General features: G+C 27.0%; 39 protein-coding genes. 6 read left to right on the top strand and 33 right to left on the bottom strand.

Translation table 11 applies throughout. The features are described from left to right. Positions 1 to 7 precede the first annotated feature (7 nt). Genes BHAMNSH16_RS07900 through BHAMNSH16_RS07885 form a run of 4 tightly spaced genes read right to left on the bottom strand, consistent with a single transcriptional unit; the run spans position 8 to position 3,877 of the window. Complete coding sequence (locus BHAMNSH16_RS07900) at positions 8 to 670, bottom strand: HK97 family phage prohead protease (protein ID WP_008730202.1); 663 nt, start codon at positions 668 to 670, stop codon at positions 8 to 10. Further along, a complete protein-coding gene (locus BHAMNSH16_RS07895) occupies positions 654 to 1,958 on the bottom strand; it encodes a phage portal protein (protein ID WP_069731690.1) in 1,305 nt (434 codons plus the stop codon). Before BHAMNSH16_RS07895 ends, BHAMNSH16_RS07900 begins: the two co-directional genes overlap by 17 nt. Positions 1,959 to 1,992: 34 nt before the next feature. Next, complete coding sequence (locus BHAMNSH16_RS07890; protein WP_008730268.1) at positions 1,993 to 2,982, bottom strand: DNA adenine methylase; 990 nt, start codon at positions 2,980 to 2,982, stop codon at positions 1,993 to 1,995. Next, positions 2,966 to 3,877, bottom strand: a complete 912-nt coding sequence (locus BHAMNSH16_RS07885) for a DNA-methyltransferase (protein WP_008730267.1) — start codon at positions 3,875 to 3,877, stop codon at positions 2,966 to 2,968. Before BHAMNSH16_RS07885 ends, BHAMNSH16_RS07890 begins: the two co-directional genes overlap by 17 nt. A gap of 127 nt (positions 3,878 to 4,004) precedes the next feature. On the opposite strand from BHAMNSH16_RS07885, the gene BHAMNSH16_RS07880 reads away from it, so the two are divergent. Together BHAMNSH16_RS07880 and BHAMNSH16_RS07875 are read left to right on the top strand one after the other, a co-directional pair. Further along, the gene (locus BHAMNSH16_RS07880; protein ID WP_069731691.1) at positions 4,005 to 4,433 is read left to right on the top strand and encodes a P27 family phage terminase small subunit; all 429 of its coding nucleotides are present in this window, start codon (positions 4,005 to 4,007) and stop codon (positions 4,431 to 4,433) included. Between the two features lie 8 nt (positions 4,434 to 4,441). Continuing rightward, on the top strand, positions 4,442 to 6,214 hold the full coding sequence (locus BHAMNSH16_RS07875) for a terminase large subunit (protein WP_069731692.1): 1,773 nt from the start codon (positions 4,442 to 4,444) through the stop codon (positions 6,212 to 6,214). 68 nt (positions 6,215 to 6,282) lie between these two features. Here BHAMNSH16_RS07875 and BHAMNSH16_RS07870 read toward each other — a convergent pair whose 3' ends face one another. The 6 genes from BHAMNSH16_RS07870 to BHAMNSH16_RS07845 all read right to left on the bottom strand — a co-directional run bounded on the left by BHAMNSH16_RS07870 (position 6,283) and on the right by BHAMNSH16_RS07845 (position 8,910). Beyond that, positions 6,283 to 6,657: a hypothetical protein gene (locus tag BHAMNSH16_RS07870; protein ID WP_008730264.1), complete on the bottom strand. Its 375-nt coding sequence runs from the start codon at positions 6,655 to 6,657 to the stop codon at positions 6,283 to 6,285. Positions 6,658 to 6,809: 152 nt separating this feature from the next. Next, the gene (locus BHAMNSH16_RS07865) at positions 6,810 to 7,016 is read right to left on the bottom strand and encodes a hypothetical protein (protein ID WP_039954737.1); all 207 of its coding nucleotides are present in this window, start codon (positions 7,014 to 7,016) and stop codon (positions 6,810 to 6,812) included. A 156-nt stretch (positions 7,017 to 7,172) separates the two neighbouring features. Then, on the bottom strand, positions 7,173 to 7,487 hold the full coding sequence (locus tag BHAMNSH16_RS07860; RefSeq protein WP_069731693.1) for a hypothetical protein: 315 nt from the start codon (positions 7,485 to 7,487) through the stop codon (positions 7,173 to 7,175). Positions 7,488 to 7,656: 169 nt separating this feature from the next. Continuing rightward, the gene (locus BHAMNSH16_RS07855; RefSeq protein WP_069731694.1) at positions 7,657 to 7,959 is read right to left on the bottom strand and encodes a hypothetical protein; all 303 of its coding nucleotides are present in this window, start codon (positions 7,957 to 7,959) and stop codon (positions 7,657 to 7,659) included. A 163-nt stretch (positions 7,960 to 8,122) separates the two neighbouring features. Continuing rightward, positions 8,123 to 8,434 (bottom strand): hypothetical protein, encoded by a 312-nt coding sequence (locus tag BHAMNSH16_RS07850; RefSeq protein ID WP_008730285.1) that lies wholly within the window; start codon positions 8,432 to 8,434, stop codon positions 8,123 to 8,125. A 161-nt stretch (positions 8,435 to 8,595) separates the two neighbouring features. Then, positions 8,596 to 8,910, bottom strand: a complete 315-nt coding sequence (locus BHAMNSH16_RS07845) for a hypothetical protein (protein ID WP_008730287.1) — start codon at positions 8,908 to 8,910, stop codon at positions 8,596 to 8,598. A gap of 175 nt (positions 8,911 to 9,085) precedes the next feature. Between BHAMNSH16_RS07845 and BHAMNSH16_RS07840 the strand changes: the two genes are divergently transcribed. Further along, positions 9,086 to 9,349: a hypothetical protein gene (locus BHAMNSH16_RS07840; protein WP_241033577.1), complete on the top strand. Its 264-nt coding sequence runs from the start codon at positions 9,086 to 9,088 to the stop codon at positions 9,347 to 9,349. 440 nt (positions 9,350 to 9,789) lie between these two features. Next, positions 9,790 to 9,996, top strand: coding sequence for a hypothetical protein (locus BHAMNSH16_RS07835; RefSeq protein WP_008727979.1), 207 nt, complete (start codon positions 9,790 to 9,792; stop codon positions 9,994 to 9,996). Between the two features lie 72 nt (positions 9,997 to 10,068). Here the strand turns inward: BHAMNSH16_RS07835 and BHAMNSH16_RS07830 are convergent, their stop codons facing one another. From BHAMNSH16_RS07830 to BHAMNSH16_RS07735, 20 genes are all read right to left on the bottom strand, one after another. Next, positions 10,069 to 10,272, bottom strand: coding sequence for a hypothetical protein (locus tag BHAMNSH16_RS07830; RefSeq protein ID WP_069731696.1), 204 nt, complete (start codon positions 10,270 to 10,272; stop codon positions 10,069 to 10,071). A gap of 49 nt (positions 10,273 to 10,321) precedes the next feature. Next, positions 10,322 to 10,450 (bottom strand): DUF6290 family protein, encoded by a 129-nt coding sequence (locus BHAMNSH16_RS14545; protein WP_008727978.1) that lies wholly within the window; start codon positions 10,448 to 10,450, stop codon positions 10,322 to 10,324. Beyond that, positions 10,450 to 11,379 (bottom strand): tyrosine-type recombinase/integrase, encoded by a 930-nt coding sequence (locus tag BHAMNSH16_RS07825; protein ID WP_039954195.1) that lies wholly within the window; start codon positions 11,377 to 11,379, stop codon positions 10,450 to 10,452. The genes BHAMNSH16_RS14545 and BHAMNSH16_RS07825 overlap by 1 nt, the downstream gene beginning before the upstream one ends. 69 nt (positions 11,380 to 11,448) lie before the next feature. Further along, positions 11,449 to 11,730: a hypothetical protein gene (locus BHAMNSH16_RS07820; protein WP_008729087.1), complete on the bottom strand. Its 282-nt coding sequence runs from the start codon at positions 11,728 to 11,730 to the stop codon at positions 11,449 to 11,451. A 10-nt stretch (positions 11,731 to 11,740) separates the two neighbouring features. Beyond that, positions 11,741 to 11,968 (bottom strand): hypothetical protein, encoded by a 228-nt coding sequence (locus BHAMNSH16_RS07815; RefSeq protein ID WP_008729088.1) that lies wholly within the window; start codon positions 11,966 to 11,968, stop codon positions 11,741 to 11,743. Further along, a complete protein-coding gene (locus tag BHAMNSH16_RS07810; protein ID WP_088859743.1) occupies positions 11,968 to 12,357 on the bottom strand; it encodes a single-stranded DNA-binding protein in 390 nt (129 codons plus the stop codon). Before BHAMNSH16_RS07810 ends, BHAMNSH16_RS07815 begins: the two co-directional genes overlap by 1 nt. 8 nt (positions 12,358 to 12,365) lie before the next feature. Next, a complete protein-coding gene (locus tag BHAMNSH16_RS07805) occupies positions 12,366 to 12,533 on the bottom strand; it encodes a group-specific protein (RefSeq protein ID WP_069731792.1) in 168 nt (55 codons plus the stop codon). A gap of 15 nt (positions 12,534 to 12,548) precedes the next feature. Then, positions 12,549 to 12,833: a hypothetical protein gene (locus tag BHAMNSH16_RS07800; protein WP_039954562.1), complete on the bottom strand. Its 285-nt coding sequence runs from the start codon at positions 12,831 to 12,833 to the stop codon at positions 12,549 to 12,551. 2 nt (positions 12,834 to 12,835) lie between these two features. Then, a complete protein-coding gene (locus BHAMNSH16_RS07795) occupies positions 12,836 to 13,060 on the bottom strand; it encodes a hypothetical protein (RefSeq protein ID WP_008729095.1) in 225 nt (74 codons plus the stop codon). A gap of 28 nt (positions 13,061 to 13,088) precedes the next feature. Beyond that, on the bottom strand, positions 13,089 to 13,292 hold the full coding sequence (locus BHAMNSH16_RS07790; protein WP_069731793.1) for a hypothetical protein: 204 nt from the start codon (positions 13,290 to 13,292) through the stop codon (positions 13,089 to 13,091). Continuing rightward, positions 13,289 to 13,519: a hypothetical protein gene (locus BHAMNSH16_RS07785; protein ID WP_069725372.1), complete on the bottom strand. Its 231-nt coding sequence runs from the start codon at positions 13,517 to 13,519 to the stop codon at positions 13,289 to 13,291. Before BHAMNSH16_RS07785 ends, BHAMNSH16_RS07790 begins: the two co-directional genes overlap by 4 nt. Positions 13,520 to 13,528: 9 nt before the next feature. Then, on the bottom strand, positions 13,529 to 14,449 hold the full coding sequence (locus BHAMNSH16_RS07780) for a hypothetical protein (protein WP_008728131.1): 921 nt from the start codon (positions 14,447 to 14,449) through the stop codon (positions 13,529 to 13,531). After that, positions 14,421 to 14,675 carry a hypothetical protein gene (locus BHAMNSH16_RS07775; RefSeq protein WP_008728132.1) on the bottom strand — a complete coding sequence of 85 codons (255 nt, stop codon included), beginning with the start codon at positions 14,673 to 14,675 and terminating at the stop codon, positions 14,421 to 14,423. The genes BHAMNSH16_RS07780 and BHAMNSH16_RS07775 overlap by 29 nt, the downstream gene beginning before the upstream one ends. Before the next feature lie 12 nt (positions 14,676 to 14,687). After that, complete coding sequence (locus BHAMNSH16_RS07770; protein WP_008728134.1) at positions 14,688 to 14,957, bottom strand: HNH endonuclease signature motif containing protein; 270 nt, start codon at positions 14,955 to 14,957, stop codon at positions 14,688 to 14,690. Next, on the bottom strand, positions 14,947 to 15,237 hold the full coding sequence (locus BHAMNSH16_RS07765) for a nucleotide modification associated domain-containing protein (RefSeq protein WP_008728136.1): 291 nt from the start codon (positions 15,235 to 15,237) through the stop codon (positions 14,947 to 14,949). The genes BHAMNSH16_RS07770 and BHAMNSH16_RS07765 overlap by 11 nt, the downstream gene beginning before the upstream one ends. A gap of 71 nt (positions 15,238 to 15,308) precedes the next feature. Next, positions 15,309 to 15,584 (bottom strand): hypothetical protein, encoded by a 276-nt coding sequence (locus BHAMNSH16_RS07760; protein WP_069731794.1) that lies wholly within the window; start codon positions 15,582 to 15,584, stop codon positions 15,309 to 15,311. Positions 15,585 to 15,595: 11 nt separating this feature from the next. Then, entirely contained in the window at positions 15,596 to 15,865 is a 270-nt protein-coding gene (locus tag BHAMNSH16_RS07755) for a hypothetical protein (protein ID WP_069731795.1), read from the bottom strand. Positions 15,866 to 15,924: 59 nt separating this feature from the next. After that, complete coding sequence (locus BHAMNSH16_RS07750; RefSeq protein ID WP_008727145.1) at positions 15,925 to 16,785, bottom strand: DnaA ATPase domain-containing protein; 861 nt, start codon at positions 16,783 to 16,785, stop codon at positions 15,925 to 15,927. After that, entirely contained in the window at positions 16,751 to 17,692 is a 942-nt protein-coding gene (locus BHAMNSH16_RS07745; RefSeq protein ID WP_008727146.1) for a hypothetical protein, read from the bottom strand. The genes BHAMNSH16_RS07750 and BHAMNSH16_RS07745 overlap by 35 nt, the downstream gene beginning before the upstream one ends. A gap of 348 nt (positions 17,693 to 18,040) precedes the next feature. Then, positions 18,041 to 18,703 carry a redox-sensing transcriptional repressor Rex gene (locus tag BHAMNSH16_RS07735; RefSeq protein ID WP_039953863.1) on the bottom strand — a complete coding sequence of 221 codons (663 nt, stop codon included), beginning with the start codon at positions 18,701 to 18,703 and terminating at the stop codon, positions 18,041 to 18,043. Positions 18,704 to 18,964: 261 nt separating this feature from the next. On the opposite strand from BHAMNSH16_RS07735, the gene BHAMNSH16_RS07730 reads away from it, so the two are divergent. Beyond that, positions 18,965 to 19,696, top strand: a complete 732-nt coding sequence (locus tag BHAMNSH16_RS07730) for an NAD-dependent deacylase (protein ID WP_008727148.1) — start codon at positions 18,965 to 18,967, stop codon at positions 19,694 to 19,696. 64 nt (positions 19,697 to 19,760) lie between these two features. Here the strand turns inward: BHAMNSH16_RS07730 and BHAMNSH16_RS07725 are convergent, their stop codons facing one another. The 3 genes from BHAMNSH16_RS07725 to eno form a co-directional block, all read right to left on the bottom strand. Beyond that, positions 19,761 to 20,234, bottom strand: a complete 474-nt coding sequence (locus BHAMNSH16_RS07725; protein WP_008727149.1) for a bacteriohemerythrin — start codon at positions 20,232 to 20,234, stop codon at positions 19,761 to 19,763. Between the two features lie 12 nt (positions 20,235 to 20,246). Then, positions 20,247 to 20,690, bottom strand: a complete 444-nt coding sequence (locus BHAMNSH16_RS07720) for a bacteriohemerythrin (RefSeq protein ID WP_008727150.1) — start codon at positions 20,688 to 20,690, stop codon at positions 20,247 to 20,249. Between the two features lie 864 nt (positions 20,691 to 21,554). Next, complete coding sequence (gene eno / locus BHAMNSH16_RS07710) at positions 21,555 to 22,850, bottom strand: phosphopyruvate hydratase (RefSeq protein ID WP_008728894.1); 1,296 nt, start codon at positions 22,848 to 22,850, stop codon at positions 21,555 to 21,557. A 143-nt stretch (positions 22,851 to 22,993) separates the two neighbouring features. Here eno and BHAMNSH16_RS07705 point away from each other — a divergent pair, with 143 nt between their 5' ends. Further along, positions 22,994 to 23,434 carry a hypothetical protein gene (locus BHAMNSH16_RS07705; RefSeq protein WP_008728893.1) on the top strand — a complete coding sequence of 147 codons (441 nt, stop codon included), beginning with the start codon at positions 22,994 to 22,996 and terminating at the stop codon, positions 23,432 to 23,434. The last annotated feature ends 5 nt before the right edge of the window (positions 23,435 to 23,439 follow it).

The following is a 23,439-nucleotide window of genomic DNA, read 5'->3' as shown; positions in this document are numbered from 1 at the left end:
CTTATTATTATTTATTTTTTATTTTTAGATATTTTATTTTTTGTTCATATTCTTTATTTCTATAATCAAAATCATCATTTACTGTAGGCATAGTTTTAGCAGGCGGTTTTGGAATATATACATCTTCATTCGCAGAATGCGGGCAGTCGCCTTTATGCCTAACATTCGTTTGAGGATAAGCTGGAAATGTTACTAATGATATTTCATGCAAAGTGATTTCTTCTACTTCACGAATAGGCATTCCATATTCTTTTAATGTTTCTTTATTATCAAGCCAATTTTCTCTTACTACTTTGAAGCCAAAAGACATTTGCTTTATATCGCCTCTGTCCACGCTTTCTTTCAAATCTCTTGCCCAAGTAGTATTTGGCATAGAAACTTCAAAATACAATCCTTTTTCATCTTCTCTTAAAATTAATGTGCCAGAACTCTTTCTGCCTAGAACATATCTTGTATCATGTCCCCATAAACATACTTGATCATTTTCTAATAATGATTTAGTGAAAGCTCCTCTGTTTATACGCTCTCTAAATAAATCTCCATAGAGAGGCTCACTTAAAGAATTATATACAATAGCATAGCCTCTTAATTTAAGAGGTTCACCTTCTGTGTCTGTACTTTTTTGAATATTAATATCTATACTTCTAATTTCATTATTGCTTGCTGGCATCTTTATATTCCTCTTCTAATTTTTTATTTTCATCATTATTATTTATATTAAAGTTTTGATTGCTCTCATTTTCTGAAGTTTCACCGAATAGGTGCCTTTCGGCATAAACTGTTTTTATTGGTCTTATTTGCTGAGAACAGAAATACTCATCTCCGTATTCATCTTCTACTTCGTTAAGGTTTTCCAGTATCCGCCATTCATTTCTAGTGAGAACACCATTATTTAATTTTATTTGATTCGCCTGCTGCCTTGTAAGAGTATCGCCTCTCAAAAGTCCGTCCAAATTAAACTCTATATTATATTTTTTTCTTTCTAAATTATTTAATAAATAGCCATTCAATGCTTTTTCTATACGAACGCACCACGGTCTTATTGTGTGCGTTACAAACTCTATACTTTGATGCTCTATATTATTATTTGTACTTCTGCTTAAATCTCCTATAAGATGAGGAGGTACACGGAACACTCGGCATATTTCCTCTACCGAAAATCTTCTGCTTTCTAAAAACTGAGCATCTGACAAGTTCATTGTTATAGGATCTATTTTCATTCCTTCTTCAAGGACAACGATACCTTTTTCCCAAGCCTCTCTGAAACTTTCTTTTAAATTCCTTTTAGCATCTGCACTTAATTTATCTGGATGTGAAATTATTGGAACTTTTTTAACACCATTAGAAAAGAAATCTAATGCGAAATTATCCTGATAAAGTCCTGTGGTTATTTGCTTACGCATCATAGCTATTGGACTGTATCCTATCACTCCGTTCCATCCAAGTCCTGCTATATGCATAACTTGAGACGGAGATAAAGTCATGATTTCTCCATCATCTGAATATTCAAACATTTTATTGCTGTTTGAATCTCTATATATTTTAATCTTATTTGAATCTATTAGATAAAGTTCTGTTACTCTGTTGAAATTATCCCTTACTACTTCTACAAAGCCGTTGCCTTGAAGAAGTATTTGAGTGATTAGACTTTCTATAAATGATACTGATGTGCATTCTTCATTAGGTGAGTCATGCAATAAGCTATATAAAGAATGATCTTTAGCTTTTACTTTATTATTTCCATTTATTTTATATACAAAAAGAGGTAAAGTTGCTATTGTTTCAGCTATAACTCTCACGCATGCAAATACTGTAGAAAAAGTCAAAGCAGTATTAGGATTGACTGCTGATAAAGTTTTATCATTTTGAATTGATAAAAAGTTATTACTGTCAATATAGCTGAAATCAGGAAACAGCCATTTTTTTATATAATTCCTTATATTTTTTATTACAGACATATATATATAAAAAAAATATAAGGAAATATAAGTTTTATATTGTTATTTTATTACAAGAACTTGAAGCCCAAAGACGTTCTTTTAATTTATTATCATTATTTCCCCTAATATTACTATATCCTCCCTGTGCTTTCCAAGAATATTTTACATATCCGTAATCTTCAAGATTATTATGTTCTCCTTCATATCCTGCAACAACTATTTTATAAGTTTCTCTATAAGCATTTTTTATACAAAACTCATTAACTTCTTTTGCTGTATCATAACTGTCAATTCTATATAAAGATTTTTTTCTGCTTGTATCAGAATATGGAGGATCGAAAAATATTCCTATGTTGCTTTTGCCACAATCATCCTGCCAATGTGTACCTTCATTGAAAAGTCTTTTCCAATCCATGCAGGTAATTTTTACATTTTCTAATATATTTTCTATTTGTGCAAACCATAAACTAAGTCTTTCTAATTTACATCTAGTTACACTGTATGGATTAAAAATTTGAGTACATTTTGAATGAATACCGTTTCCTCTTAATAATTGTATTCTCCCTTTTGTAATTCCATTATTTATTGATTTATAGACCTCTTCTACATCAATTTTATCTATTTCCATTCCTCCGATTTCTGAACTTTTGCAGTATATCCAATATGCCGCAAGTTTTACATCATAATATTCATCATCTTTCAGCATTTTTTCCAATAAATTGTCTTTATTTTTTACTATATAGCATATTCTCTGCCAATATAAAAGCTGCGAACTTGGATCGCAGCATAAAAGAGCTACTTCAGCTGATGCTTTCTTTAATGCTCGCCACACATTAATTAATAAGCAGTCTAAATCATTGACTATTTCATTATATAATTTATTAGGCTTTCTTTTTCTAGCTAATAATACTGCTAAACTTCCTGCAAAAGGCTCAAAATATCGCTTTACATCATTTCCAATAAGTTCCCAAACTAAATCAGCAACTGAACTTTTCCCTCCAAAATAGCAAAAAGGAGCTTTGACTTTATGCTGCTTTTTCATTAATAAACTCCTCTTCTTTATCTTGATATGCTTTGCTTATTCTTTTTACCGCTGTATCAAAATATTCATCATCAAGCTCTATTCCTATAAACTTCCTATTAGTATTAATACATGCAACTCCTGTACTGCCTCCGCCCATAAATGGATCTAATATTGTATTATTTTCATCTGAAACTAATCTTACTAAACGCTCCATTAAGGCAACAGGTTTTTGTGTTGGATGCTGATATTGATACTGCTCTCTATTACAACGCATAATAGAAGTTTCTATTTTTCCTACTTTTACCGACTGAAATAAATTAACTCCTCTTTTTGCCCCTTGATGTTTTCTTGCTGTTATTTCATATTTTCTTTTACTTTCATAATTAAACTCCTTGATGCCTGTCTCTATATATTTAATAACATCATCTTTGTCTTTGCTGTTTAATGCACTCCTTAATCCTCTCCAAATATCTATTATTCTATCTAATTTATTTTTATTAATTTGATATTCTAAATAGTCAACATATTCTTTTCTTAGATTAGCATTACCTAAACTGCGAAAAGATATATCCTCATGTATCCTTAAAAAATTATTTAGATAATTTGATGCATTTTCTTTTTCCCATACTGCCGTTTCTTTAAACTTAAAACCTAATTTGTCAAGCACTAAGTTCCATCTGAAAAATGCATCTCCTCTTCCGAAAAATGCTATCATAGAATTATTTTTTAACAATCTTTTCCATTCTCCAAATACTTTATCTTCATCAAAAGGTATATCTAGCTTATGTTTTAAATATAAATATGGAGGATCTGATACAACAGCATTTATAGAATCGCTTTCTAATTCCTCCATAACCTCTTCACAATTTCCTTTTATCAAAGTACAGTTTCCAATTATGACTTTTCTAACCATAAAATCTCCTAAATTATTTTTTTCTTATGACAAAAATGTAGAGTTGCCGCATTCATATATTTATAAAATATTATATTACTTATTATTAGTGTAGGTTTTTAACTAAAATATAGGATTAGGAGTATAAATGCCTGATAAAGCTAAAAAAGCCCCAAAAAACGCCAAAAATAAGCCCAAAAAAGCCGTTATAATACCAAATCCGCCAGAATATTTTAGTGGGTATTCTCTAAAAAAATGGGAAGAACTTGCACCTATTTTTGCTGAAAAAAATATGCTCGGACCTGCTGATTTATCTGCTTTTGAACTTTTATGTCTGCATTACGGCGATGCTATGGATCTTTATCAAGCTATGATTAATGAAGGAGGTTCTATAGCTGGATATTTAGAAGGGAAAAACTCTCAGACTATGGGCGAATATTTAGCTTATCATAAAGCTATAACGGCATATCATAAAATGCTTACTGAGTTTGGTTTAACGCCTGCTTCCAAAAAGAAAGTATCATCTCCTGAAACTATAGAAGAGGATGATCCGCTTGAAAAAATGATAAATGGTTAAATAATATAATATATACCTATGAAGAATATATCAATAAAGTTATAAATAAAGAATTACCAGTGTGTCAAGCTGCTTTTTTATCTGTAAAAAGGCATTTGGACGATATAGAAAAATCAAAAAATAATGATTATCCTTTTTATTTTGATGATAATGAAGCTAAACGTCCTATCATGTTTATACAATCTTTAGTACATACAAAAGGAGAATGGGCAAATCATAATATTATACTAGAGCCTTGGGAACAGTTTATAATAGCAAGTATATTCGGATGGAGAAGAAAAGAAAATAAACTCAGACGTTACAAAAAGGCATACGTTCAAGTGAGCAGGAAAAATGGAAAAACTACTTTTGCATCTGGAATTGGTAATTATTGTTTTTTCTGCGATAGTCCTGCAGAGGCTGGAGTCGAAATATATTATATAGCTACTAAAAAAGATCAAGCCAAAATTGCATGGAGTGAAAGCGAAAGGCAAATAAGAAAAGCAAAAGCTCTTAATAAAGAAGCGATTACATATAAACAAACTTCTACAATTACAAAGAAAAAAGATACTGCATCAAAATCAAAACCATTAGGACAGGACAGTAACACTGAAGACGGATTAAATCCGCATTTGGTTATAGTAGATGAGTACCATGCACATCCTGATAATGAACTATTAAATGTTCTTGAATCTGGTATGGGAGCTAGAAGGCAGCCGCTTGTATTTATAATTACTACTGCTGGTTTTGATAAATCTTCGGTATGTTTTTCTGAATATGAATATGCCAAAAAAATATTAGATGGTTCAAATACTAATGATGAATATTTTACAATAATATACGAGCCTGACAACATCAATGATATTTGGGTATTTATATCTGAATATAAAGAAAAATTAAAAAAAAAAGAAGATGTTTCTAAGCAGGAAGAATTAATAAATAAAATTATTTTTCAAGCTAATCCTAATATAAATGTTTCTGTAAAAGACAGTTATCTCAAATCTAGGCTTTTAGAAGGACTAGATAAACCTATTCAAAGAACTGATATACTTACAAAAAACTTGAATGTTTGGACACAGGCTAGTCAAGTATGGATATCTTCTGACAGATGGCTTAAATCTTATTCACATCAAAATATAAATATAAATGAATTAAAAGGCAGAAAAGCCTGCATCGGTTTGGATTTAGCAACTACAAGAGATATAGCAGCTTATGTTTTATGTTTTGATTCTATTGATAATGGTCCGTATATACTTCTGCCTAGATTCTTTATGCCTAAAGAGAATATAAGGCAGCGTTCTAAAGAAGACAGAGTGCCTTATGAATTATGGGCTTCGCAAGGTTTAATTACTTTAACAAGCGGTGATATAATAGATTTTGATGTTATAGAATCCTCAATACTAAATGATGCCAGAGATTTTGAAATTATAGAAATAGCTTATGACCCTTGGAAAGCTATTGAAATAGTTACACATCTAAAAAAAGAAGGTTTTAAGATGACTGAGATAAGACAATCTTTTGCAGTCGGCGGTTTATCTGAAGGTACTTCTTTATTTGAAAAAACTATAGATGAACGAAAACTTTTACATGGTAATAACCCTGCTCTTAATTGGATGATAAGCTGCTGTGAAGTAAGAACAGATGGAAGAGATAATTATCTTCCTACTAAGCCTGACAGGAAAAGGTCATATAAAAGAATAGATGGTGTTGTAGCCTCCATTATGGCTCTTCATAGAGTGATTAAAAATCATTTTGAAGATACTAAAAGTATTTATGAAACTGAAGGTGTATTTAGCTTATAATCATTTATAATCTGCATACTTTATATATTATATATAAAGTATGCATTAATAAATAATTAAAAAAAGATTTATGATATTTTCAAATTGTCTATTTCTGTTTCTGTTTTTATTATATAATAACCTAACACTTCGTTTATTTTTTCTCTTATTTCTTTTCTCATAAGTCTTGCTGATAATTCTAAAAAATCAGCATAATTATTTATAATATCATCGCTTGTATTAGTATCTACTCTCATGCTGTATACTCTAAAAGAAGATGTTATTTTGCCATCTCTGTCTTTATCAGTTCTTAGTATTTCCTCATCCTTAAAATTAACTTCTGCATTATATCTATTTAAATCTACATCTAAGTTATTATTATTTAATAATCCTCTTATTGCTTTTGTAGCCTCTTCATTATTATTTTTTATTATTGCTAATTCTTTTTTTAATTGTTTGTTCATTTTTAATTCCTCTTTTAATTATTTATTTATGTGATGACAATAACTCTGTTCCAAAAGATAGCAAGTTCTTTTCCGCGAAAAAGTTATTTTTTCTCACTTATTTATTTAAATTAAGGCAAAAAAAATAAGGGGCTTAATGCCCCTTATTACTATTAAAGCCCTTTCATAAATAGCTTACATCCTTCTATATTATTGTTAATACTTTCTCTTAATTGTTTATAATCTGATATAATATCTTTGTTATTGTCAAGCATTTCAATTAAAGATTCGAAGCGAGTTATAGCAGAACTGTATTTTTCTTCTTTTACTAAATCTAATCCTTGTTTATAATCAATTAAAAATAATGTTAAGTTAATCATGTTGTTTACCTCTTTTTTTAATTATTTATGTGATGACAATAACTCTGTTCCAAAAGATAGCAAGTTCTTTTCCGCGAAAAAGTTATTTTTTCTCACTTATTTATTTAAATTAAGGCAAAAAATAAGGGGCTTTAAAGCCCCTTATTTTTTATAAAATTACATTCTATACAATATATAATTAGGACCTTTTGCCATTATTTTTTCTTTGAAAAATAGATAATTGTTATTTTTAATAAAATCTACCAATTCTTTAGTAGTGAACTCTTTAAATACATTTAATATTGCTTGTATATTAACATCAATTATAAGTTCTTTTTTTTCTTTATCATATCTCCTTGAAAAAAAATCTTCTTCAAGTGTAAAACAATAATCTTCTATTATAAAATTAGCTATAGCCTCAGATGAAGTTTTAGAAAAATTAGTTTTTTCTAATATTATTTTAGTAATACTATCTAATGTAAAAGTTGTCATTTTATTTACCTCTTTTTAATTATTTATTTATGTGATGACAATAACTCTGTTGCGAAAGATAGCAAGTTCTTTTCCGCAAAAAAGTTATTTTTTTTGCACATCAATTAACAAATTAAGGCAAAAAAATAAGGAGCGTTAATGCCCCTTATTTTATATAATTATTATATTATTATCCCATATAGCATATTACTAAATTATCATCACTAATTAATATCTCATCTCCATACAATTTTTCATTCTCTTCTAAATATTTAACAAAACCCTCTGTATCAAACTCTTGATAAAAATCTCTGATAATATCATAACCTATAGATACTTCATATTCATTATTATCCTCATTTAATACAGCTATAATTGGTAATGATGAACCCTGCTCATTCTCTAATAAATATTTTGCTAATAATTCAGCTGCTTTTTCTGAGTAGTATTCTTTTAATCCTTCTATTATCTCATTCAAACTAAAATTAATCATTTTTAATTACCTCTTTTTTTAATTATTTATGTGATGACAATAACTCTATTCCAAAAGATAGCAAGTTCTTTTCCGCAGAAAATAAAACTTTTTCTCACTTATTTATAAAAAATAAGGCAAAAAATAGGACTGTTTTTAGCAGTCCTTATAATAATTATACCTATTAATGCTTATATATTATAGTATTTTTAGTTTCTATTATTATATTTTTATTATTAAAGTTACTGTTATGTTGTTTTATAAAACCTATTAAATCATTTTTATTTATCTCTTCAAATGAGTTATTTATTTTATCAAAATCTAATCCGCAATATATACCATTTTCTTCATCCTCATGATAACCTAAGAAAGATATTAATAAATTATCCATGTCATTATCAAAAAAATATCTTGATAATTTTTTTGCACCTTCTTTTGAGTATTTACCATACTCAACTAATTCTTTTATTAATTGTTGTTCTGTTAATCTAATCATTTTTTAATTCCTATTTTTTAATTATTTATGTGATGACAATAACTCTGTTCCGAAAGATAGCAAGTTCTTTTCCGCAGAAAATAAAACTTTTTTTCTCACTTATTTATTAACATTATGTAAAAATAAGGGTACTTTTAGTACCCATATCAATATTATTACAATTAATGTTGATATATAATAATATTATTACTTTCATATATTACAGCATTAATATTAAATCCTTGTATTCTATTCATAAAAGAAACTATATCTTTTTTATTTATCTCTTCAAAAGTTTCTTCTATAACTTCTGGAATTACTGATATACCTATTCTTTTATTGCGATCATTGTCTAAATAAGAAGCTATAAAACAATCTATAGGCATACTGCTATTTTTATCAATTAAATATCCAGATAAAAACTCAGCCGCTTCTTTTGAAAAAGAAGTATGCCTTGATATTAATTTTTTTATACTTTCTTTTGTTATTTTGAACATTAAATTACCTCTTTTTAATTATTTATGTGATGACAATAACTCTGTTCCAAAAGATAGCAAGTTCTTTTCCGCAAAAAAGTCCTATTTTTTACCACCAAAATATTAATTTGTGTGTAAAGATAATTTTTATTATTTATAAATACAATAATTATAATAATAATTTTAAGGAGATATTATGGATTCAAGAAATAGTATATCAATTAATTTTAATCAGGATTTGTATAGATGGATTGTTAAAATGGTAAAAAATAGTAAAGCAGATCCTTTTAACTATTCTAATGCCACATTTGGAGGTTTTGTGCAGGCTTGTGTTGCAAAAGCTAAAAAAGAATACGAAGAAAAAGGCAGTGAAATGCAGAAATTAAAGAAAAGAGTAGAAGAATTAGAAGAAACTGTAAAAAGAATTGATGAATTAGAAAATAAAATTAAAGAATTATAAAAATGGCATTGATACCCCCTAATAAAAAAGTTATCGCCATGCATAAAAGACTCCCCACTCGTTGCACCGATTGAAAGCCTGTAGAGATTTTACCCACCCCCACCAAACAAATATAAATCAGTTATAATTTTATTTAATGAATAAAAGTTAAAAAAAATTATTTTTTTATTAAATTACTATTGACTTTTTGATTAAATGCGTATATAATATGTATATATTCAACGAAAGGAGGATATAAAAATATGGAAGCTATAACTTTCATAACTGCAGTGATATACTTGTTAGCCGCAATTATATCATTAGTTAATAGCATAAGAAAATAAGCTATTAATAAGCAGTAGAAAGCGGTTGGGGCTCCGACAAGCTCCAGCCGTAGCTTCCATATAACTATTATTATATATATATATAATAATAAGTCAATATAAATCAAGGAATAAGTTATGGAAAAAAAAGTAACAGAAAATAGAGGCGGTAAAAGAGAAGGTGCTGGAAGACCTGTCATAGATATTAACAAAGGTAAAATGAATAGACATAATATAACTATGCATGATGATATATGGAACAGTATAGTAGAAAAGGCTGCCGAACTTAATTTATCAGCTAGTCAGTATATAGCTATGATACATAAAGAATATATGAATAAGTAGAGCCACTTCGTAAGCCTTTGCGGCAGGATAATAATAGTTGCGATAACATAAATTATCGCAACACTAGTTTTATTAATCTAAAAATAAAATAATCAAAAAATAAACAATAGAATACATTATTAAAAATAATTCAGCAATTTTAATTGCTATTCTAACATTTATAGGTGTATAATCTATTTCTATACCTTTCTTTAAATATTCTTTATTATATAAGTAAATAGACAATATAGAAAAAAATATATGCAAACCAATGAATATTAATAAAAATAATTTCATTATTACATCTCCAAACTTTTAAGTATTTACTGTTATTAGAAAACTATATTTAATTAATATATTCTAAAATAAGTTTTTTAATATACTTACGTACGCTCATATTATTTTCTTTAGCTAATCTTTTTAATAGCTTATATTCTTTATAATTTAATCTGCAAACTACTAATCTTTTTTTCATTATTCTACCTCCAAACTTTTTAAGTATATTCCTGTTATAGCTATACTGCTATGATTTAATGCCTGCCTAATGAGTTCTATATCTTTAGTTTGTTTGTATAAAGTAACAGCAAAATAATGCCTTATATCATGTATAGAGTAGGCAGCTTTTATTTTACCTTGATTATACAAACGCTTTGAACTCCTATAAAAAATGTTTCTTATCACTTCAGAACTTTTATTTTTGAAAGGACAATTAAAAGAAAGATTATTCTGTTTTAATAATTTAATAACTTTGTCAGTAACTTTCCAGCTTATTTCTTTTCCTTTAGAATAAGAATAATATTTATTATTTCTGATTTCTAATTTAGGTAAAGCCCCAACACGTACTCCGCATTCCATTATAAAAATGATGGCCACTTTTATAAGAGGATCTGCTATATCTTTAATTATTAATTCAATTTCTTTTTTAGTAGGTACTTCCAAACGTTTTTTATTTTTCACAGGCGGACGAGTTTTTGTACCTCGAAAAGGATTTTTCATAAACGGATATCTTCTCTCTAAAAAAGAAAAGAAAGAGGAACATGAAGAAACTAATGCACGTATGCTTAAATTAGAAAGCTCGCTTGAATTGACTTCAGTTATAAAATCATCAGCTTCTCTTGCTTTAATAAATAAAATATTTTTGTTATTCATTTTGCAGTATTCCTCTAGTTTATTAAGTCCGTTTCTATATTGTCTTTTTGTGTGATTGCTTTTTGTTTTTGAACATTGTTTAAAAAAGTTTTCTTTTTCTGTTTCATAATCTATCTGTTTAATAAGCTGCTCTTCTTTCATATAGTCAAGTATATTTAAGTAGTTAGCTTGCTTAATGAGAAGTTCCGCTTGTTTTTCTGTTATTATACTATTATTGTTTTGTGCTATTAATTTATTATTGCTTTTAGAAGCCATGTTTATACCTTTTGATTAAATTAAAGACAAAAGCCTTCATTTAATAAAAAGAATATAAACTTTTATAACTTATATAGTATATGTATAATTAATATTATCCTTTTCTTTTTCTCCTTTTATTAAATTAATAGATTCATTAAAATCCATATTTAAAATTGATAAATAAACAGCATCAGATACACATCTCTTTTTATGAATATCAATAATCTGTTTTGGATTATTAAAATATTTATTATTAACACAAACTTCCTTAACTCCTAAAGTTTCTAATTCTATTAATAAATCTAATAGAACATCTATATCTGATAAATCTCTATCAGTATTATATGAATTAATAATATTTTCTATCATAAATATTTTCCTATATTTTTATTATTTCATCATTATCTTTATATAGTTTTGCTGTCTTTATAGCATCACGTATATAAACATCATCTATTATCAAATTAATCTGTTCTGAATTATTTGTGTCCAATTCAATTTTTTTTATGTATTGATTTGAACTAAAATTATTATTTGATATTAATACTCTATTACATCCTTTATTTTTATATGATTGTAAAGTATCAATTAACTTAGTGATATTCATTAAAACGGTACCTCCTCATCATATTCCTGATTATTGGTTTGTGATACATTATTATCAGCTTCTTTTTTATCAGCAAGCATCTGCATTGACTGCATAATTATTCTAACTTTAGATTTAGTAGTGTTTGTATTTTTATCCTGCCATCTTTCCTGCCTTAGTGTTCCGCATATTAAAACTTGCTTTCCTTTTATAAGATATTTACTTACTGTTTCTGCTAATTTTCCAAAAGCTACTATATCAAAATAATTTACTTCTGTAGTGTTTTTTGTAATTACATAATAATTGTTTGCTATAGAGAACTCAGCAATTTCCATTCCTCCTTGTGTATACTTACGCTGCGGGTCAGCGGTTAGCCTTCCTATTAATGTTACAATGTTATGATCTGCCATAATAACTCCTAATTTAATTTTATTACTATATCACAAAGTAAAGCAGCAATATTTGATAAAAAGAAACAAAGTAAATAGAACGCCTTAGCTATATCATTTTTTGATGTTATACTAATAAAAATACATATAACACTAAATATTCCAAAACTTATAGAACCTATTTGATAAATTATCATTTATATATCCTTAAATCAGTATAATAATTCTAAATTAAATAATTCCTGTATTTCTTCTTCAAACTCTTTATATATCTCTTTTAAACATTCTCTTATTTTATTATTTTTATCAGATATATTTTTAAGTTTAGTTCCTTTTTTTATTCTTATATATTCATGATGCATATATAAATCTATATGTTTTAATTGTTTGTAATCTCTATCAAAATGAATATTAAAGTCTAAGTCATGAAACGGAAGCATATTTTTTAATATACTTTTTACTTTTTCTCTTAAAATTATTATTTTTTTATTAAGCATTTTCAAACCTTATTCAATATATTTTCTACTGCCTGCATATAAAACTCTAAACTATGATGACACTCCAATCTTTCATTATTAATAGTTAGAAACAATTCATTTTTCTTTTTTAGTTTTTTATAACTAACATTAATATTTTTGTATTTATATTTTAATATTCCTAGAATATCATTCATTCTTCTGAACTCATCGTTTACATCATTATAATTAATAATCGCTTTAATCATCTATTTTTATCTCTTATATGTTACTTAATTATTCTTCATCATCTTCTTCCTCACAAACAATAGTTATTGGAATACCCATATACTTTGATAAACCTTCTAAGCATGATATACAAAGTTTACCTTCTTTTTCTTTCTCTTTTTCTATACCATCTTTATCCTTATATTTAATATTTATTTGTCCTTCCAATATCTCATCATCATTTATATTTTTTTTACATATATCACAAATCATTTTTTATTTCCCTTATTCTTTTTTATATATTTATACAAAGTTTCTTTATTATCTTTCACTTTATATAATATATCCAAAACAACATCTTCAGGTTTTTTCTTAGTGTTTATAGCAGTTTGATATATAAGTGTTGCATATCCTATTAAAATATCTTCATAGCTACCTTTGGTTTTTATCAGAGTTTGATTTTCTTTTGTATTATCAAATATTATAATAGTGCCTTTCATTTATAAACCTCAATAATCAAAAAGCATTTTATTACCATCTGCATCTACTTTATCACCGTCTGCATCAAAATCCCAATTATTTATATTATCAGTATCTACACTTAATGGATCTTCATCTTCATCTATTTTATAATTAGACTGTTCTTCATCTTCTGAGAAAGATATTATCTCATTGTTTTCTTTTAATGTTTCTTCAAAAGATTTATTTTCTCTTTTATAAATTTCTTTTTGTATATCTTCTCTATAATTATCAAGCATTGTTACTTTCTCTAATTCTTTCAATTCTTCAAGAGTAAGTTCTGATAGTCTTCTGCCCTGTGTTATTTTATTTTCAAGTTCACGGCTATGATTAAACTTTCTGCCTTGTAAAATATGTTTTGCAGTTTCTGAATATCCACATATAGAAGCTAATTCACTTTCCAATAAAGCTATTTCTTCTAATTCCTCATTAGAAAGCTGTGTAATATCTCTTCCATTTTTTATACTTTTTATTTTATTATTAAGTTCATGCTCTTTTATATTTTCTATTATTGTGTTTGATTTTTTTTCTTTTTTAGTATTGTTATTATTACTGCTTTTCTTTTTTGATTTAGTCATACTTAAATCAAAAATACCTCTTTCATTTAATTCGTTTTTTATATAATCTTTATACCCTTGCTCTAATTCCTCACTATTATACAACTCAATTAATTTGTCATCACTAAATAAATTTAAATATACATCTTTACTAGGACCATCTATAGGACATCTTGAATAGTCTTTTACAGAAGATTTACTGTTGTCATTAATATTTTCTTTTATTTCATTATCACTATTTTTTGATATAAACCTCTGTATAGCATTCATAATAGTATTAGCTTCTGCTTTATTGTCAGACTTGAAAGTTATACCAAAAAGTCCATTATCTTCTACAAAGTTTAGCTCTCTCATTATTCATTCCCTTTTTTTCTAATTCTGTTTTTAATCTTACCGCATCTTTTATAATATCCACAAAACCATCAGCAGGTACATTTTCTTTATTAGTTACAAAGTATATAAACTCAGTCAACAAATAAATAGTATCTTCGCTGCTAATATTTTTAGCATCAATAATAATACGTTCTTTTTTATTATCTCGTTCTATATGTATATATTGTTTTTGACTATCTATTTTCATAATCATATCCTATTAATAATCTTTTTTTTTATTTCCAAAAGCTCCATCTTCTTTTGCTGTTTTTCTGCTATGACACCTTTTGCATAAAGCCTGCAGATTACTTTTGTCATAAAATAGAGGATCATCTTCGCTTTCTATTCTTTTTATATGGTCCACATGTTCAGCAAAGTTATGGCATTCCTCAAAGTTTTTGCAAAGCGGATTTTCTTTCAAAAAACTTTCTCTAAAAGCACGCCATTTTTTGCTTTTGTATCTTTTATATGCTTTTTCATCACTTCTCATTATTATTCTCTTCTTTTTCTTTTAAGTAAATGCTAAAAAGAACTGCATATCCTGCTATATCAATTGCAGTATCAATAATACTTTCTTCAACCATTGGCTCTTCTTTTGATAGTATAAGAGTTTTTAATCTGTTTAATTTATCTTCTATTCTTACTAACCCAATCTGTGTTCCAAACTCATCTAATGTTTTGTCATAACTGTTTCCATAATCTTTATTCTTTTTAATTAATAAGTTTTTAAGCTCTTCGCATTCATTAATAATTAAATCTTCTTTACTCATTTTTTATCTCCTGATTTTTGAACATCTTATTTACAAGTTATCAACATTGTTAACAGCTTATAAACATAGTACTATTCATTTTCACTAATTTGCTCTCCTATATCCAATATCAAAGATTCTGACTCTTCATAGCAATATGGTGCTTTTCCATCAAAACATATTTTGAATAATCCGTCATCTATATCTATATAACATCCGCATAAATCACTATTAATTTCTAATCTGTTTCTTTTTATCACCATAGAGTTGTTTAAGTCTGGATATTCCTCTGCTATTCTATTTAATATCATTTCTAAAATAGCCAATTTAGTTTGAATGTAATGCCTACATAATTCATCTAAATACATTTTTTATCTCCTTATTTATAATTTGTAAAATCAATAACTAAATCTGTTTTTATATTATTATTATTATTATCTATGATTTTATCACGAAGTTCGGTATATGCTCTATCAATAGTATCTGAACAAACAGAAGATAAAACAAGGAATTTGTTTCCTTTATCATTTTCAATAATTAAAATATATTCATTTCTTATTCCGAATAAATTAACACGAACAATGTCCGTATATATGTGTGTAGGTTTTTCAATAACAAATAGATTATCATCAGTTATTATAGTTAGCATACATATTTTCCTCTTTTAATAAAATCTTATAAAAATAATCAAAATAATATTTTGACTATTTAAGCAGTTATTAATTCTTTATACTTCTGCATTTCTAGTTCTATAATATTTAAGTTCTTTAATCTGCTTGTAAGCCTGCCTTTGATTTCCTCAATATTATCTTTTCTTGTTTTAATATTTAGACTGTTCATTAAACCTATATAGCTTTTATTTGATGTTAGTATCACTGTTTTTTCTAATTCTCTGATTTTATCAAATAATTTATAATAGCCTTCAGCAGCATAATGGAAACCTACACTGTCAATGTCGTCTATCATAATAATATCTGCAAATTTTATATTATCTATTTTGGCATCTATACTTGATTTCAAATCTCTATCCTGTGCATTTTTATTAAATAAGTTTTTATGCATATCTTCAAAAATAGATGCCTTCATATACAATGCTTTAATATTATTAATAGCATATATCTGCCATAACATTTTAAGCATTGTAGTTTTACCTGTTCCGCTTTCTCCTTCAATATAAAGTGAGTTCATACTTCCTAACTCTAAATATTTTTTTATACTGCTTACTAACTTTTGATTATTAAACTTTTCTGCAAAAATATTTAATGTCATATCATTGTCTAATTTATTAAATACAGTATTATATCTTTTTATTATTATTTCTAAGTCCTCTATTTTTCTTTCTATCTTACTTTTTTCATCACTTACACAATAACAAACAATAGGAACTAGATTTTTTCTTGCAGAAAATATTTCTGAATTAGTATGTTTCACAAATCCGTATTCATCGCATTTTGTGCAGTAAGGATCTTTTCCATCTCTTGCAGTTTTTTTCAATTCTTCTAAATGCCTTTTATAACTTTGCAGACAGTAACTGCTATCCGCAATTTGTAATTTTAGCATACGCTTCATTTATGTTTCCTCCTTTTTCTAATTCATTTAATAAGAAATCTAATTTATCAAGTCCTCGAGGGATTGCATATCTTTTATCGCTGTCAGTTTTATTTTCTTTGTTGTTATTATTTTGATGACTTTCATTTTTTTGACATAAAGCCATTCTTAATAAGTCTTGCAGTTTTAATGAATATCTTTTATTCAATGATAATTTTAAAAAATTAAACTTTACTATAGATAAGGCTTCATCAAAATTATCATGCACACGTTTTTTGAATATATCAATTAAAAAGCTAGTATATACTTTATGATATTTATGATTTATTTTAACGCCTATTAATTCTTTATGAAGCTCATTGTATTTTTCTAAAAACTCTTCCTGCTTTTTATCCTCTTCTTTTTCCTCAGGAGTTTTTTCTTCTTCGCTTTTTTCTTTTTCCTCTTTGATTAATTTCGGAGGCTGCAAAGGTTCAGTGCTTACATCATCATTAAACAAACTAGGCTCATCATATTTCTGTTCTACAGGTGCATCCATATTTTGTATTGCTCTGTCTTCTTCTACTAGCATCTCTATAGCTTTTTTTAATCCTGAGAAATTATATACTGTTCCTTTTCCCCTGAATATATTATTTTTATATATATTCCTACTTGAAAAAGTTAAATAGCCTTTTGCATATAAACTCTGTCTTTGTCTGCAATAATGCTGAGTCGTCGGATTGATTTCTTTATCTCTGATTTCTTTTTCTTCTCTCCAGCTCAAACTCATTACAGCGATTATAAACTCAAACTCGCTTGCAGTAAGTCCTAGTCTTTTTCTGTAATAAATTAATGTGTTCGGTATCGATGTAAAGCCTCTGTCAAGCATAGTATCGCCGTACGCTGCTATTAAGTATTCGCTTTTTACTTCTGGTGTTTCTGTAGTCATAGCACTGCTCCGCATAAATATTTTTGAAAATTGTTTAAGGCTAAGAACTGCCCGAATGATTTAAATAAATTTATGTTGTATTGATTTGTTATTTTTTTAACTGATGGATAGTTAAAAGATATGCTCATATTTATATTAAAAAAGTTATAAAAAAACTTTTTATTTGCTTTTATTTTCGAGATTTTTAAAAATTGATTTTGTTTAAAATCTAGTATGTTTTTTACGCATACTAGATTTTTTATTGTGTCGATTTTTATTATGAACGAAGATTTTGAAACCTGTACCGCTTTCCATATTCTTTTGAAATTCGTTAAAATTATTATTTTTTATTGCTGCTAATAAAAATTATTATTTATCTGACTTTTCTTTATGCTTCTTTACAGAAGAATAATTAGTATCTTTCACATCATTTATAAAGTAGAATAAAGATTCAATTTCATCAGCTATATTAACATCATTAATTATACAATCAGGTCTCTCTAAAAGTTTTATAGGTGCGAAATTTAAAACCCCTTTTATACCTGCATTACATATAACATCAAACATTCTTTGAGCTTCCAAATCAGGTACAGTTAATATTGCTATTTCTATTTTATTATTGATTATAAAATCCTTTAACTCCTCTATAGGAAGTATAGGAATGGCAGCATCTCTATCTATTTTTTCAGGATTATGATCAAATGCGGCAACTATCTTTATAGATTCGCTTTCAAATCCTCTGTAATTAACCAAGGCTTTTCCTATTTTACCATATCCTACTAGTATAATATTATGAGATATTTGCTTTCCTAATATGCTGTCGATTTGCTCTAGTAAATCATCTATATTATACCCGCCCTTTTTGTTTCCAGATATATTAAATAATGAAAAATCCTTTCTTACCTGAACTGAAGTTATACCTATTGCATCTCCCAAATTATTGGAATATGCTTTTATAAATCCAAAACTTTTCATGCGTCTTAGAGCATTCTTGTATTTTAATAAACGCATAATTTGTGTTCTGCTAATCATAATATATCCTTAAATTTTTTCTTCTAGTTTACTATAAAACAATATGTTATATTATAACATATTAAAGTTATCTGTCAATAAAAATATTATTATAGAATGCCTATTTTATGAGAAATAAGATATTAATCAAAGAACATTAATAATATTTTTTTATATATTGTTATTTATTTGAAAGAATTAATAATATATAATTTTCATTTTTAAGTATTTATTTTTTATTTTGCTGGAAAAAAAATTGATTATATTATATAATAAATAATTATGACAGATTATAAATTAATAGCACAAACAATAAAAGAATCAAAATATGCAGTAGCTTTTACAGGAGCAGGCATAAGTGTAGAAAGCGGAGTACCTCCATTCAGAGGCGAAAACGGTCTTTGGGAAAAACATGGGAGTCAGTTCGCTGAAATTTCGTATTTTGTAAAACATCAAAAAGAGTCTTGGAAATCTTTGAAAAAAGTTTTTTATGATCCTATTACATATGTAAAACCTAATAAGGCTCATATAGTATTAGCCAATTTAGAAAAGATGGGTATTATGAGAAGTGTAATTACTCAAAATATTGATAATCTTCATCAGGAAGCCGGAAGTAAAATAGTATATGAACTTCATGGCACAGCTAAATATGCAGTATGTATGAAATGTAAAACAAGATATAAAATCAGTAAAGAAATACTTGCTATGGATCCGCCTTCATGTGAAAAATGCGGCTCTACTTTAAAACCTGATTTTGTATTTTTTGGAGAACAGCTCCCTGCAATAGATTTCAACTCTTCAATAGAAGATGCTCAAAAAAGCGACTTATTTATTATAATAGGTACAGGCGGCGAAGTAATGCCGGCAGCTCAGATTCCTCATATAGCTAAAATGTCCAGAGCAAAAATTATGGAGATTAACCCTGCACCTTCCAGCTTTACTAATTCTATAGTTGATATTTATATACAAGAAAAAGCAGGGGTTGCATTTACAGAAATAGAAAAATATTTATAAATTGTAATTAATAAATAAAGCCCTATCATTTTTAATATAGGGCTTTATTTATAAAATAATAAAATCAATTCATTTCTTCTTCATACATTTTAGCTAATGTAGTTTTTACTTCAGCTATGAATTTTTTATCTTCAAGCACAATATGATTAAGCAGCCAATCTTTTAAAAAAGTAATAAAATCTTTAATTACCAAATCATCACCTTTCTCATATCTATTAACTTCATCAACTATTTTAAGAGAGAATGCTCTGTGTTTAGATATATGGTCCTTAGATGCGGAGTAATTTATGGCATTCATAATCTTTTCTTCATAAGCAAAGTGATAAGTAGCATAGTCTATAGTTCTTTTAATTATTTCTTTGAATGCTTTTTGTACCTCATCATCTCCAATATCACCTTTAACACCTGTTTCATAAAGATCATTTATAATATTAACTAGCTCTTTATGCTGATTATCTATTCTTTTATAACCAGTTTTGAATCTCTCTTCCCATTTAATCCAGCCTTTTTTAACAATAATTTCTGCCATTTGATCCATAATTAAAGCTCCTTATTCTTCTTTAGAAAGTTTTTCTAATGTTTCCTTAACTTCCTTTATAAATTTTTTATCTGTAACTAAAATATGATTTAAAAACCAATCTTTTAGATACTGAACTAAATTATTAATAGCATCTAAAGAACCATTTTCATAAGATTTTACATAATTATAAATTGTTTGTGTAAATTCCCTATGATATGAAGAATGTTCTATTATTTTATTGTATTTAATAGCATGCATTATTTTTTCTTCACAAGAAAAATGATATGCTACATAATCCACAGTTTTTATTAAAGCCTTTTTAAACTGGGATTTAAGAGATTCATCTTTTGAATCTTTATTATCCATACAATCATGCAAATCATTAATTATCTCTATTAATTCCAAATGCTGATCATCTATTCTTTTATATCCTACTTTATATTTATCTTCCCATACTATATATTTGTTGCTCATAATTATTCCTTAAATAAAAAAAGACAATTATGTTTAATATCGTAATATATATACTATTTATTATATAAATATTTCTGTATTTTTAAAGATAAAAATGAAATTTATTAAAATTTTATTATTTTGTTAGTATAATCAAACAATTAAAACTAAATAAATTAAACGAATACTAAACCTAGAACTTCTTTTAACGCACGCAAAATAGATTTTGGAATATAGTAAAAATTGTATTATTAATAGATTTATATTTTTTGTTTCATTTAGCGTGCGGTGAATGTACTATAAATTTAAATTCGCTTGGGTGGGTACTAATAAATGTTATTTAAATCACAAAACAGTATAAGGCTAAAATTCGAAGTAAAGCAATAAACTCTAAAGGGCGGGGATTGAGAAAAGTTTTTAAATTTTTTGACTTATTCTAATTCCCACCCTCTAGACTTATTATTTCAATCTGCAATTGTAATTTTTAACTTTCTTTATTGTTTAAAAAGAATTTTTAGCAGCCCACCCAATTTTTATTAGGTTTAGGACTTCTTTAACGCACGCATAATAGATTTTAGAATATAGTAAAAATTGTATTATTAATAGATTTATATTTTTTGTTTCATTTAGCGTGCGGAGGATAAGCTATAAATTTAAATTCGCTTGGGCGGGTACTAACAAATGTTATTTAAATCACAAAACAGTATGAGGCTAAAATTCAAAGTATTTTGCTTCTTTGTGACAACAAAAGAAGTGGGGGTGTATAATTTTGCTCTAGAATTAAAACTATTGTTAATAAAAAAAGAGGCAACAACAGAATATTGTCATTACCTCATTATATTAGCTTTAAAGCTAAATTTATTATTTAATGCTTAATTAACATTGTTATTTTATAACATTATAGAAAGCCTTCTTACCTAAGTAAATAGCTCTGCTGCCTAATTCTTCTTCAATTCTTAATAATTGATTGTATTTAGCAATCCTATCACTTCTTGAAGCAGAACCTGTTTTGATTTGACCAGCATTAGTAGCTACTACTATATCAGCAATAGTAGAATCTTCTGTTTCACCAGATCTGTGGGAAACTACAGCAGTGTAATTATGAGTTTTAGCAAGTTCAATAGAGTCTAAAGTTTCAGTTAAAGTACCAATTTGATTTACTTTAATTAAAATAGAGTTAGCAACACCTTTGTCTAAACCCATTTGAAGTCTTTTTACATTAGTAACAAACAAGTCATCTCCTACTAATTGAACTTTACCGCCTAATTTTTCAGTTAATATTTTCCATCCGTCCCAATCATCTTCAGCAACCCCATCTTCTATAGAGATAATAGGGTATTTATTACATAAATTAACATAGAAATCAACCATTTCAGCAGGAGTTAATTCTCTATTGTCAGATTTATGGAATACATATTTTTTCTTATCTTTGTTATAGAATTCGCTTGAAGCAGGGTCCATAGCTATCATTATATCATCGCCTGGTTTATACCCAGCTTTTTCAATAGCCTGCATAATTACTTGAAGAGGCTCTTCATTATCTTTAAGAGTAGGAGCAAATCCGCCTTCATCACCAACTGTAGTGCTTAATCCTCTGTCATGAAGTATATTTTTTAAGTTATGGAATACTTCAGCTACATAGCGTATTCCTTCTTTGAAAGTAGGAGCACCAACAGGCATAACCATATATTCTTGGAAGTCGATTGGAGCTGATGAGTGAGCACCTCCGTTTAATATATTAGCCATAGGAACAGGTAAAGTTTTAGCGTTAGTACCGCCAATGTATCTGTATAAAGGCATACCTAATTCTTCAGCAGCAGCTTTTGCTACAGCAAGTGATACGCCAAGTATAGCATTAGCACCTAATTTACCTTTATTTTCTGTGCCGTCAAGTTCGATCATAGTTCTGTCTATTTCAACTTGATCTAAAGCATCCATACCTATTAAATCATTGCAAATAATCTCATTAACATTTTCTACGGCTTTTTGAACACCTTTACCCATATATCTTGATTTATCGCCGTCTCTTAATTCTACTGCCTCATGTTCTCCTGTAGAAGCTCCTGATGGAACTGCAGCTCTTCCCATAACGCCGCTGTCTAAGTAAACATCTACTTCTACTGTAGGGTTTCCTCTTGAATCTAATATTTCTCTAGCTACTATATCATCTATTAAAGACATATTAAAACTCCTTATAAATTATAATTCTTATATATAATATAACATAAAATATAAATTTCAAGTGAAAAAAACGAACATATAAAAAATATATTTTATATTATTTTTTATCATTTGATTTGTTTTATATTTTAGTAATGTCTTATATGAAAAGAATTTATTTAATATTATTATTTACATTGCTATTTTTAGCAGGCTGCAATATGTATGTTAGTGATAAAGTGAGTATTTTAATATTTGATGAAGATATTAAAGGAAATAAACTTACTAATGAAACATTAACTTTTATTTTATTCAAAAGAGAGGATACAAACAGCTTAAATAAATTAACATACATTTACGGAACTATAAACAATAAAAACGGAAATCAAATTGTAAAAAACATAGAAAAAGCAAAATATATAGAAGATATTAACAATACTAATAATGTAAAAAATTTGAATCTTGAAAATACTGAAATGACTATTAATTATACTAAAAATCAAATTCTATTTACAGATATTGACGGTGAAAAATACATACTTCCTTTGAATAATTCTAAAAATACTTGGTTTTATAAACTATTAAATGATAGTACAAATTTATAATAATT

The organism is Brachyspira hampsonii (assembly GCF_002214805.1).
Lineage (GTDB): Bacteria > Spirochaetota > Brachyspiria > Brachyspirales > Brachyspiraceae > Brachyspira > Brachyspira hampsonii.
The sequence above is the reverse complement of the archived record's forward strand: the minus strand, read 5'-3'. Positions and strand labels throughout refer to the sequence as shown.

Excerpts from the sequence above, each read along its gene's own strand:
- BHAMNSH16_RS07885 (WP_008730267.1), bottom strand. The coding sequence starts at position 3,877 with ATGGTTAGAAAAGTCATAATTGGAAACTGTACTTTGATAAAAGGAAAT.
- BHAMNSH16_RS07730 (WP_008727148.1), top strand. The coding sequence starts at position 18,965 with ATGACAGATTATAAATTAATAGCACAAACAATAAAAGAATCAAAATAT.
- BHAMNSH16_RS07765 (WP_008728136.1), bottom strand. The coding sequence starts at position 15,237 with ATGAGTAAAGAAGATTTAATTATTAATGAATGCGAAGAGCTTAAAAAC.
- BHAMNSH16_RS07775 (WP_008728132.1), bottom strand. The coding sequence starts at position 14,675 with ATGAAAATAGATAGTCAAAAACAATATATACATATAGAACGAGATAAT.
- BHAMNSH16_RS07725 (WP_008727149.1), bottom strand. The coding sequence starts at position 20,234 with ATGGATCAAATGGCAGAAATTATTGTTAAAAAAGGCTGGATTAAATGG.
- BHAMNSH16_RS07825 (WP_039954195.1), bottom strand. The coding sequence starts at position 11,379 with ATGGCTTCTAAAAGCAATAATAAATTAATAGCACAAAACAATAATAGT.
- BHAMNSH16_RS07790 (WP_069731793.1), bottom strand. The coding sequence starts at position 13,292 with ATGATTTGTGATATATGTAAAAAAAATATAAATGATGATGAGATATTG.
- BHAMNSH16_RS07870 (WP_008730264.1), bottom strand. The coding sequence starts at position 6,657 with ATGAACAAACAATTAAAAAAAGAATTAGCAATAATAAAAAATAATAAT.
- BHAMNSH16_RS07855 (WP_069731694.1), bottom strand. The coding sequence starts at position 7,959 with ATGATTAATTTTAGTTTGAATGAGATAATAGAAGGATTAAAAGAATAC.
- eno (WP_008728894.1), bottom strand. The coding sequence starts at position 22,850 with ATGTCTTTAATAGATGATATAGTAGCTAGAGAAATATTAGATTCAAGA.
- BHAMNSH16_RS07880 (WP_069731691.1), top strand. The coding sequence starts at position 4,005 with ATGCCTGATAAAGCTAAAAAAGCCCCAAAAAACGCCAAAAATAAGCCC.
- BHAMNSH16_RS07815 (WP_008729088.1), bottom strand. The coding sequence starts at position 11,968 with ATGAATATCACTAAGTTAATTGATACTTTACAATCATATAAAAATAAA.
- BHAMNSH16_RS07800 (WP_039954562.1), bottom strand. The coding sequence starts at position 12,833 with ATGCTTAATAAAAAAATAATAATTTTAAGAGAAAAAGTAAAAAGTATA.
- BHAMNSH16_RS07755 (WP_069731795.1), bottom strand. The coding sequence starts at position 15,865 with ATGCTAACTATAATAACTGATGATAATCTATTTGTTATTGAAAAACCT.
- BHAMNSH16_RS07720 (WP_008727150.1), bottom strand. The coding sequence starts at position 20,690 with ATGAGCAACAAATATATAGTATGGGAAGATAAATATAAAGTAGGATAT.
- BHAMNSH16_RS07865 (WP_039954737.1), bottom strand. The coding sequence starts at position 7,016 with ATGATTAACTTAACATTATTTTTAATTGATTATAAACAAGGATTAGAT.
- BHAMNSH16_RS07895 (WP_069731690.1), bottom strand. The coding sequence starts at position 1,958 with ATGTCTGTAATAAAAAATATAAGGAATTATATAAAAAAATGGCTGTTT.
- BHAMNSH16_RS07830 (WP_069731696.1), bottom strand. The coding sequence starts at position 10,272 with ATGAAATTATTTTTATTAATATTCATTGGTTTGCATATATTTTTTTCT.
- BHAMNSH16_RS07845 (WP_008730287.1), bottom strand. The coding sequence starts at position 8,910 with ATGTTCAAAATAACAAAAGAAAGTATAAAAAAATTAATATCAAGGCAT.
- BHAMNSH16_RS07780 (WP_008728131.1), bottom strand. The coding sequence starts at position 14,449 with ATGAGAGAGCTAAACTTTGTAGAAGATAATGGACTTTTTGGTATAACT.
- BHAMNSH16_RS07810 (WP_088859743.1), bottom strand. The coding sequence starts at position 12,357 with ATGGCAGATCATAACATTGTAACATTAATAGGAAGGCTAACCGCTGAC.
- BHAMNSH16_RS07785 (WP_069725372.1), bottom strand. The coding sequence starts at position 13,519 with ATGAAAGGCACTATTATAATATTTGATAATACAAAAGAAAATCAAACT.
- BHAMNSH16_RS07890 (WP_008730268.1), bottom strand. The coding sequence starts at position 2,982 with ATGAAAAAGCAGCATAAAGTCAAAGCTCCTTTTTGCTATTTTGGAGGG.
- BHAMNSH16_RS07745 (WP_008727146.1), bottom strand. The coding sequence starts at position 17,692 with ATGACTACAGAAACACCAGAAGTAAAAAGCGAATACTTAATAGCAGCG.
- BHAMNSH16_RS07770 (WP_008728134.1), bottom strand. The coding sequence starts at position 14,957 with ATGAGAAGTGATGAAAAAGCATATAAAAGATACAAAAGCAAAAAATGG.
- BHAMNSH16_RS07805 (WP_069731792.1), bottom strand. The coding sequence starts at position 12,533 with ATGATAATTTATCAAATAGGTTCTATAAGTTTTGGAATATTTAGTGTT.
- BHAMNSH16_RS07760 (WP_069731794.1), bottom strand. The coding sequence starts at position 15,584 with ATGTATTTAGATGAATTATGTAGGCATTACATTCAAACTAAATTGGCT.
- BHAMNSH16_RS07850 (WP_008730285.1), bottom strand. The coding sequence starts at position 8,434 with ATGATTAGATTAACAGAACAACAATTAATAAAAGAATTAGTTGAGTAT.
- BHAMNSH16_RS07820 (WP_008729087.1), bottom strand. The coding sequence starts at position 11,730 with ATGATAGAAAATATTATTAATTCATATAATACTGATAGAGATTTATCA.
- BHAMNSH16_RS07835 (WP_008727979.1), top strand. The coding sequence starts at position 9,790 with ATGGAAAAAAAAGTAACAGAAAATAGAGGCGGTAAAAGAGAAGGTGCT.
- BHAMNSH16_RS07705 (WP_008728893.1), top strand. The coding sequence starts at position 22,994 with ATGAAAAGAATTTATTTAATATTATTATTTACATTGCTATTTTTAGCA.
- BHAMNSH16_RS07735 (WP_039953863.1), bottom strand. The coding sequence starts at position 18,703 with ATGATTAGCAGAACACAAATTATGCGTTTATTAAAATACAAGAATGCT.
- BHAMNSH16_RS07900 (WP_008730202.1), bottom strand. The coding sequence starts at position 670 with ATGCCAGCAAGCAATAATGAAATTAGAAGTATAGATATTAATATTCAA.
- BHAMNSH16_RS07795 (WP_008729095.1), bottom strand. The coding sequence starts at position 13,060 with ATGATTAAAGCGATTATTAATTATAATGATGTAAACGATGAGTTCAGA.
- BHAMNSH16_RS07840 (WP_241033577.1), top strand. The coding sequence starts at position 9,086 with ATGGATTCAAGAAATAGTATATCAATTAATTTTAATCAGGATTTGTAT.
- BHAMNSH16_RS07750 (WP_008727145.1), bottom strand. The coding sequence starts at position 16,785 with ATGAAGCGTATGCTAAAATTACAAATTGCGGATAGCAGTTACTGTCTG.
- BHAMNSH16_RS07860 (WP_069731693.1), bottom strand. The coding sequence starts at position 7,487 with ATGACAACTTTTACATTAGATAGTATTACTAAAATAATATTAGAAAAA.
- BHAMNSH16_RS14545 (WP_008727978.1), bottom strand. The coding sequence starts at position 10,450 with ATGAAAAAAAGATTAGTAGTTTGCAGATTAAATTATAAAGAATATAAG.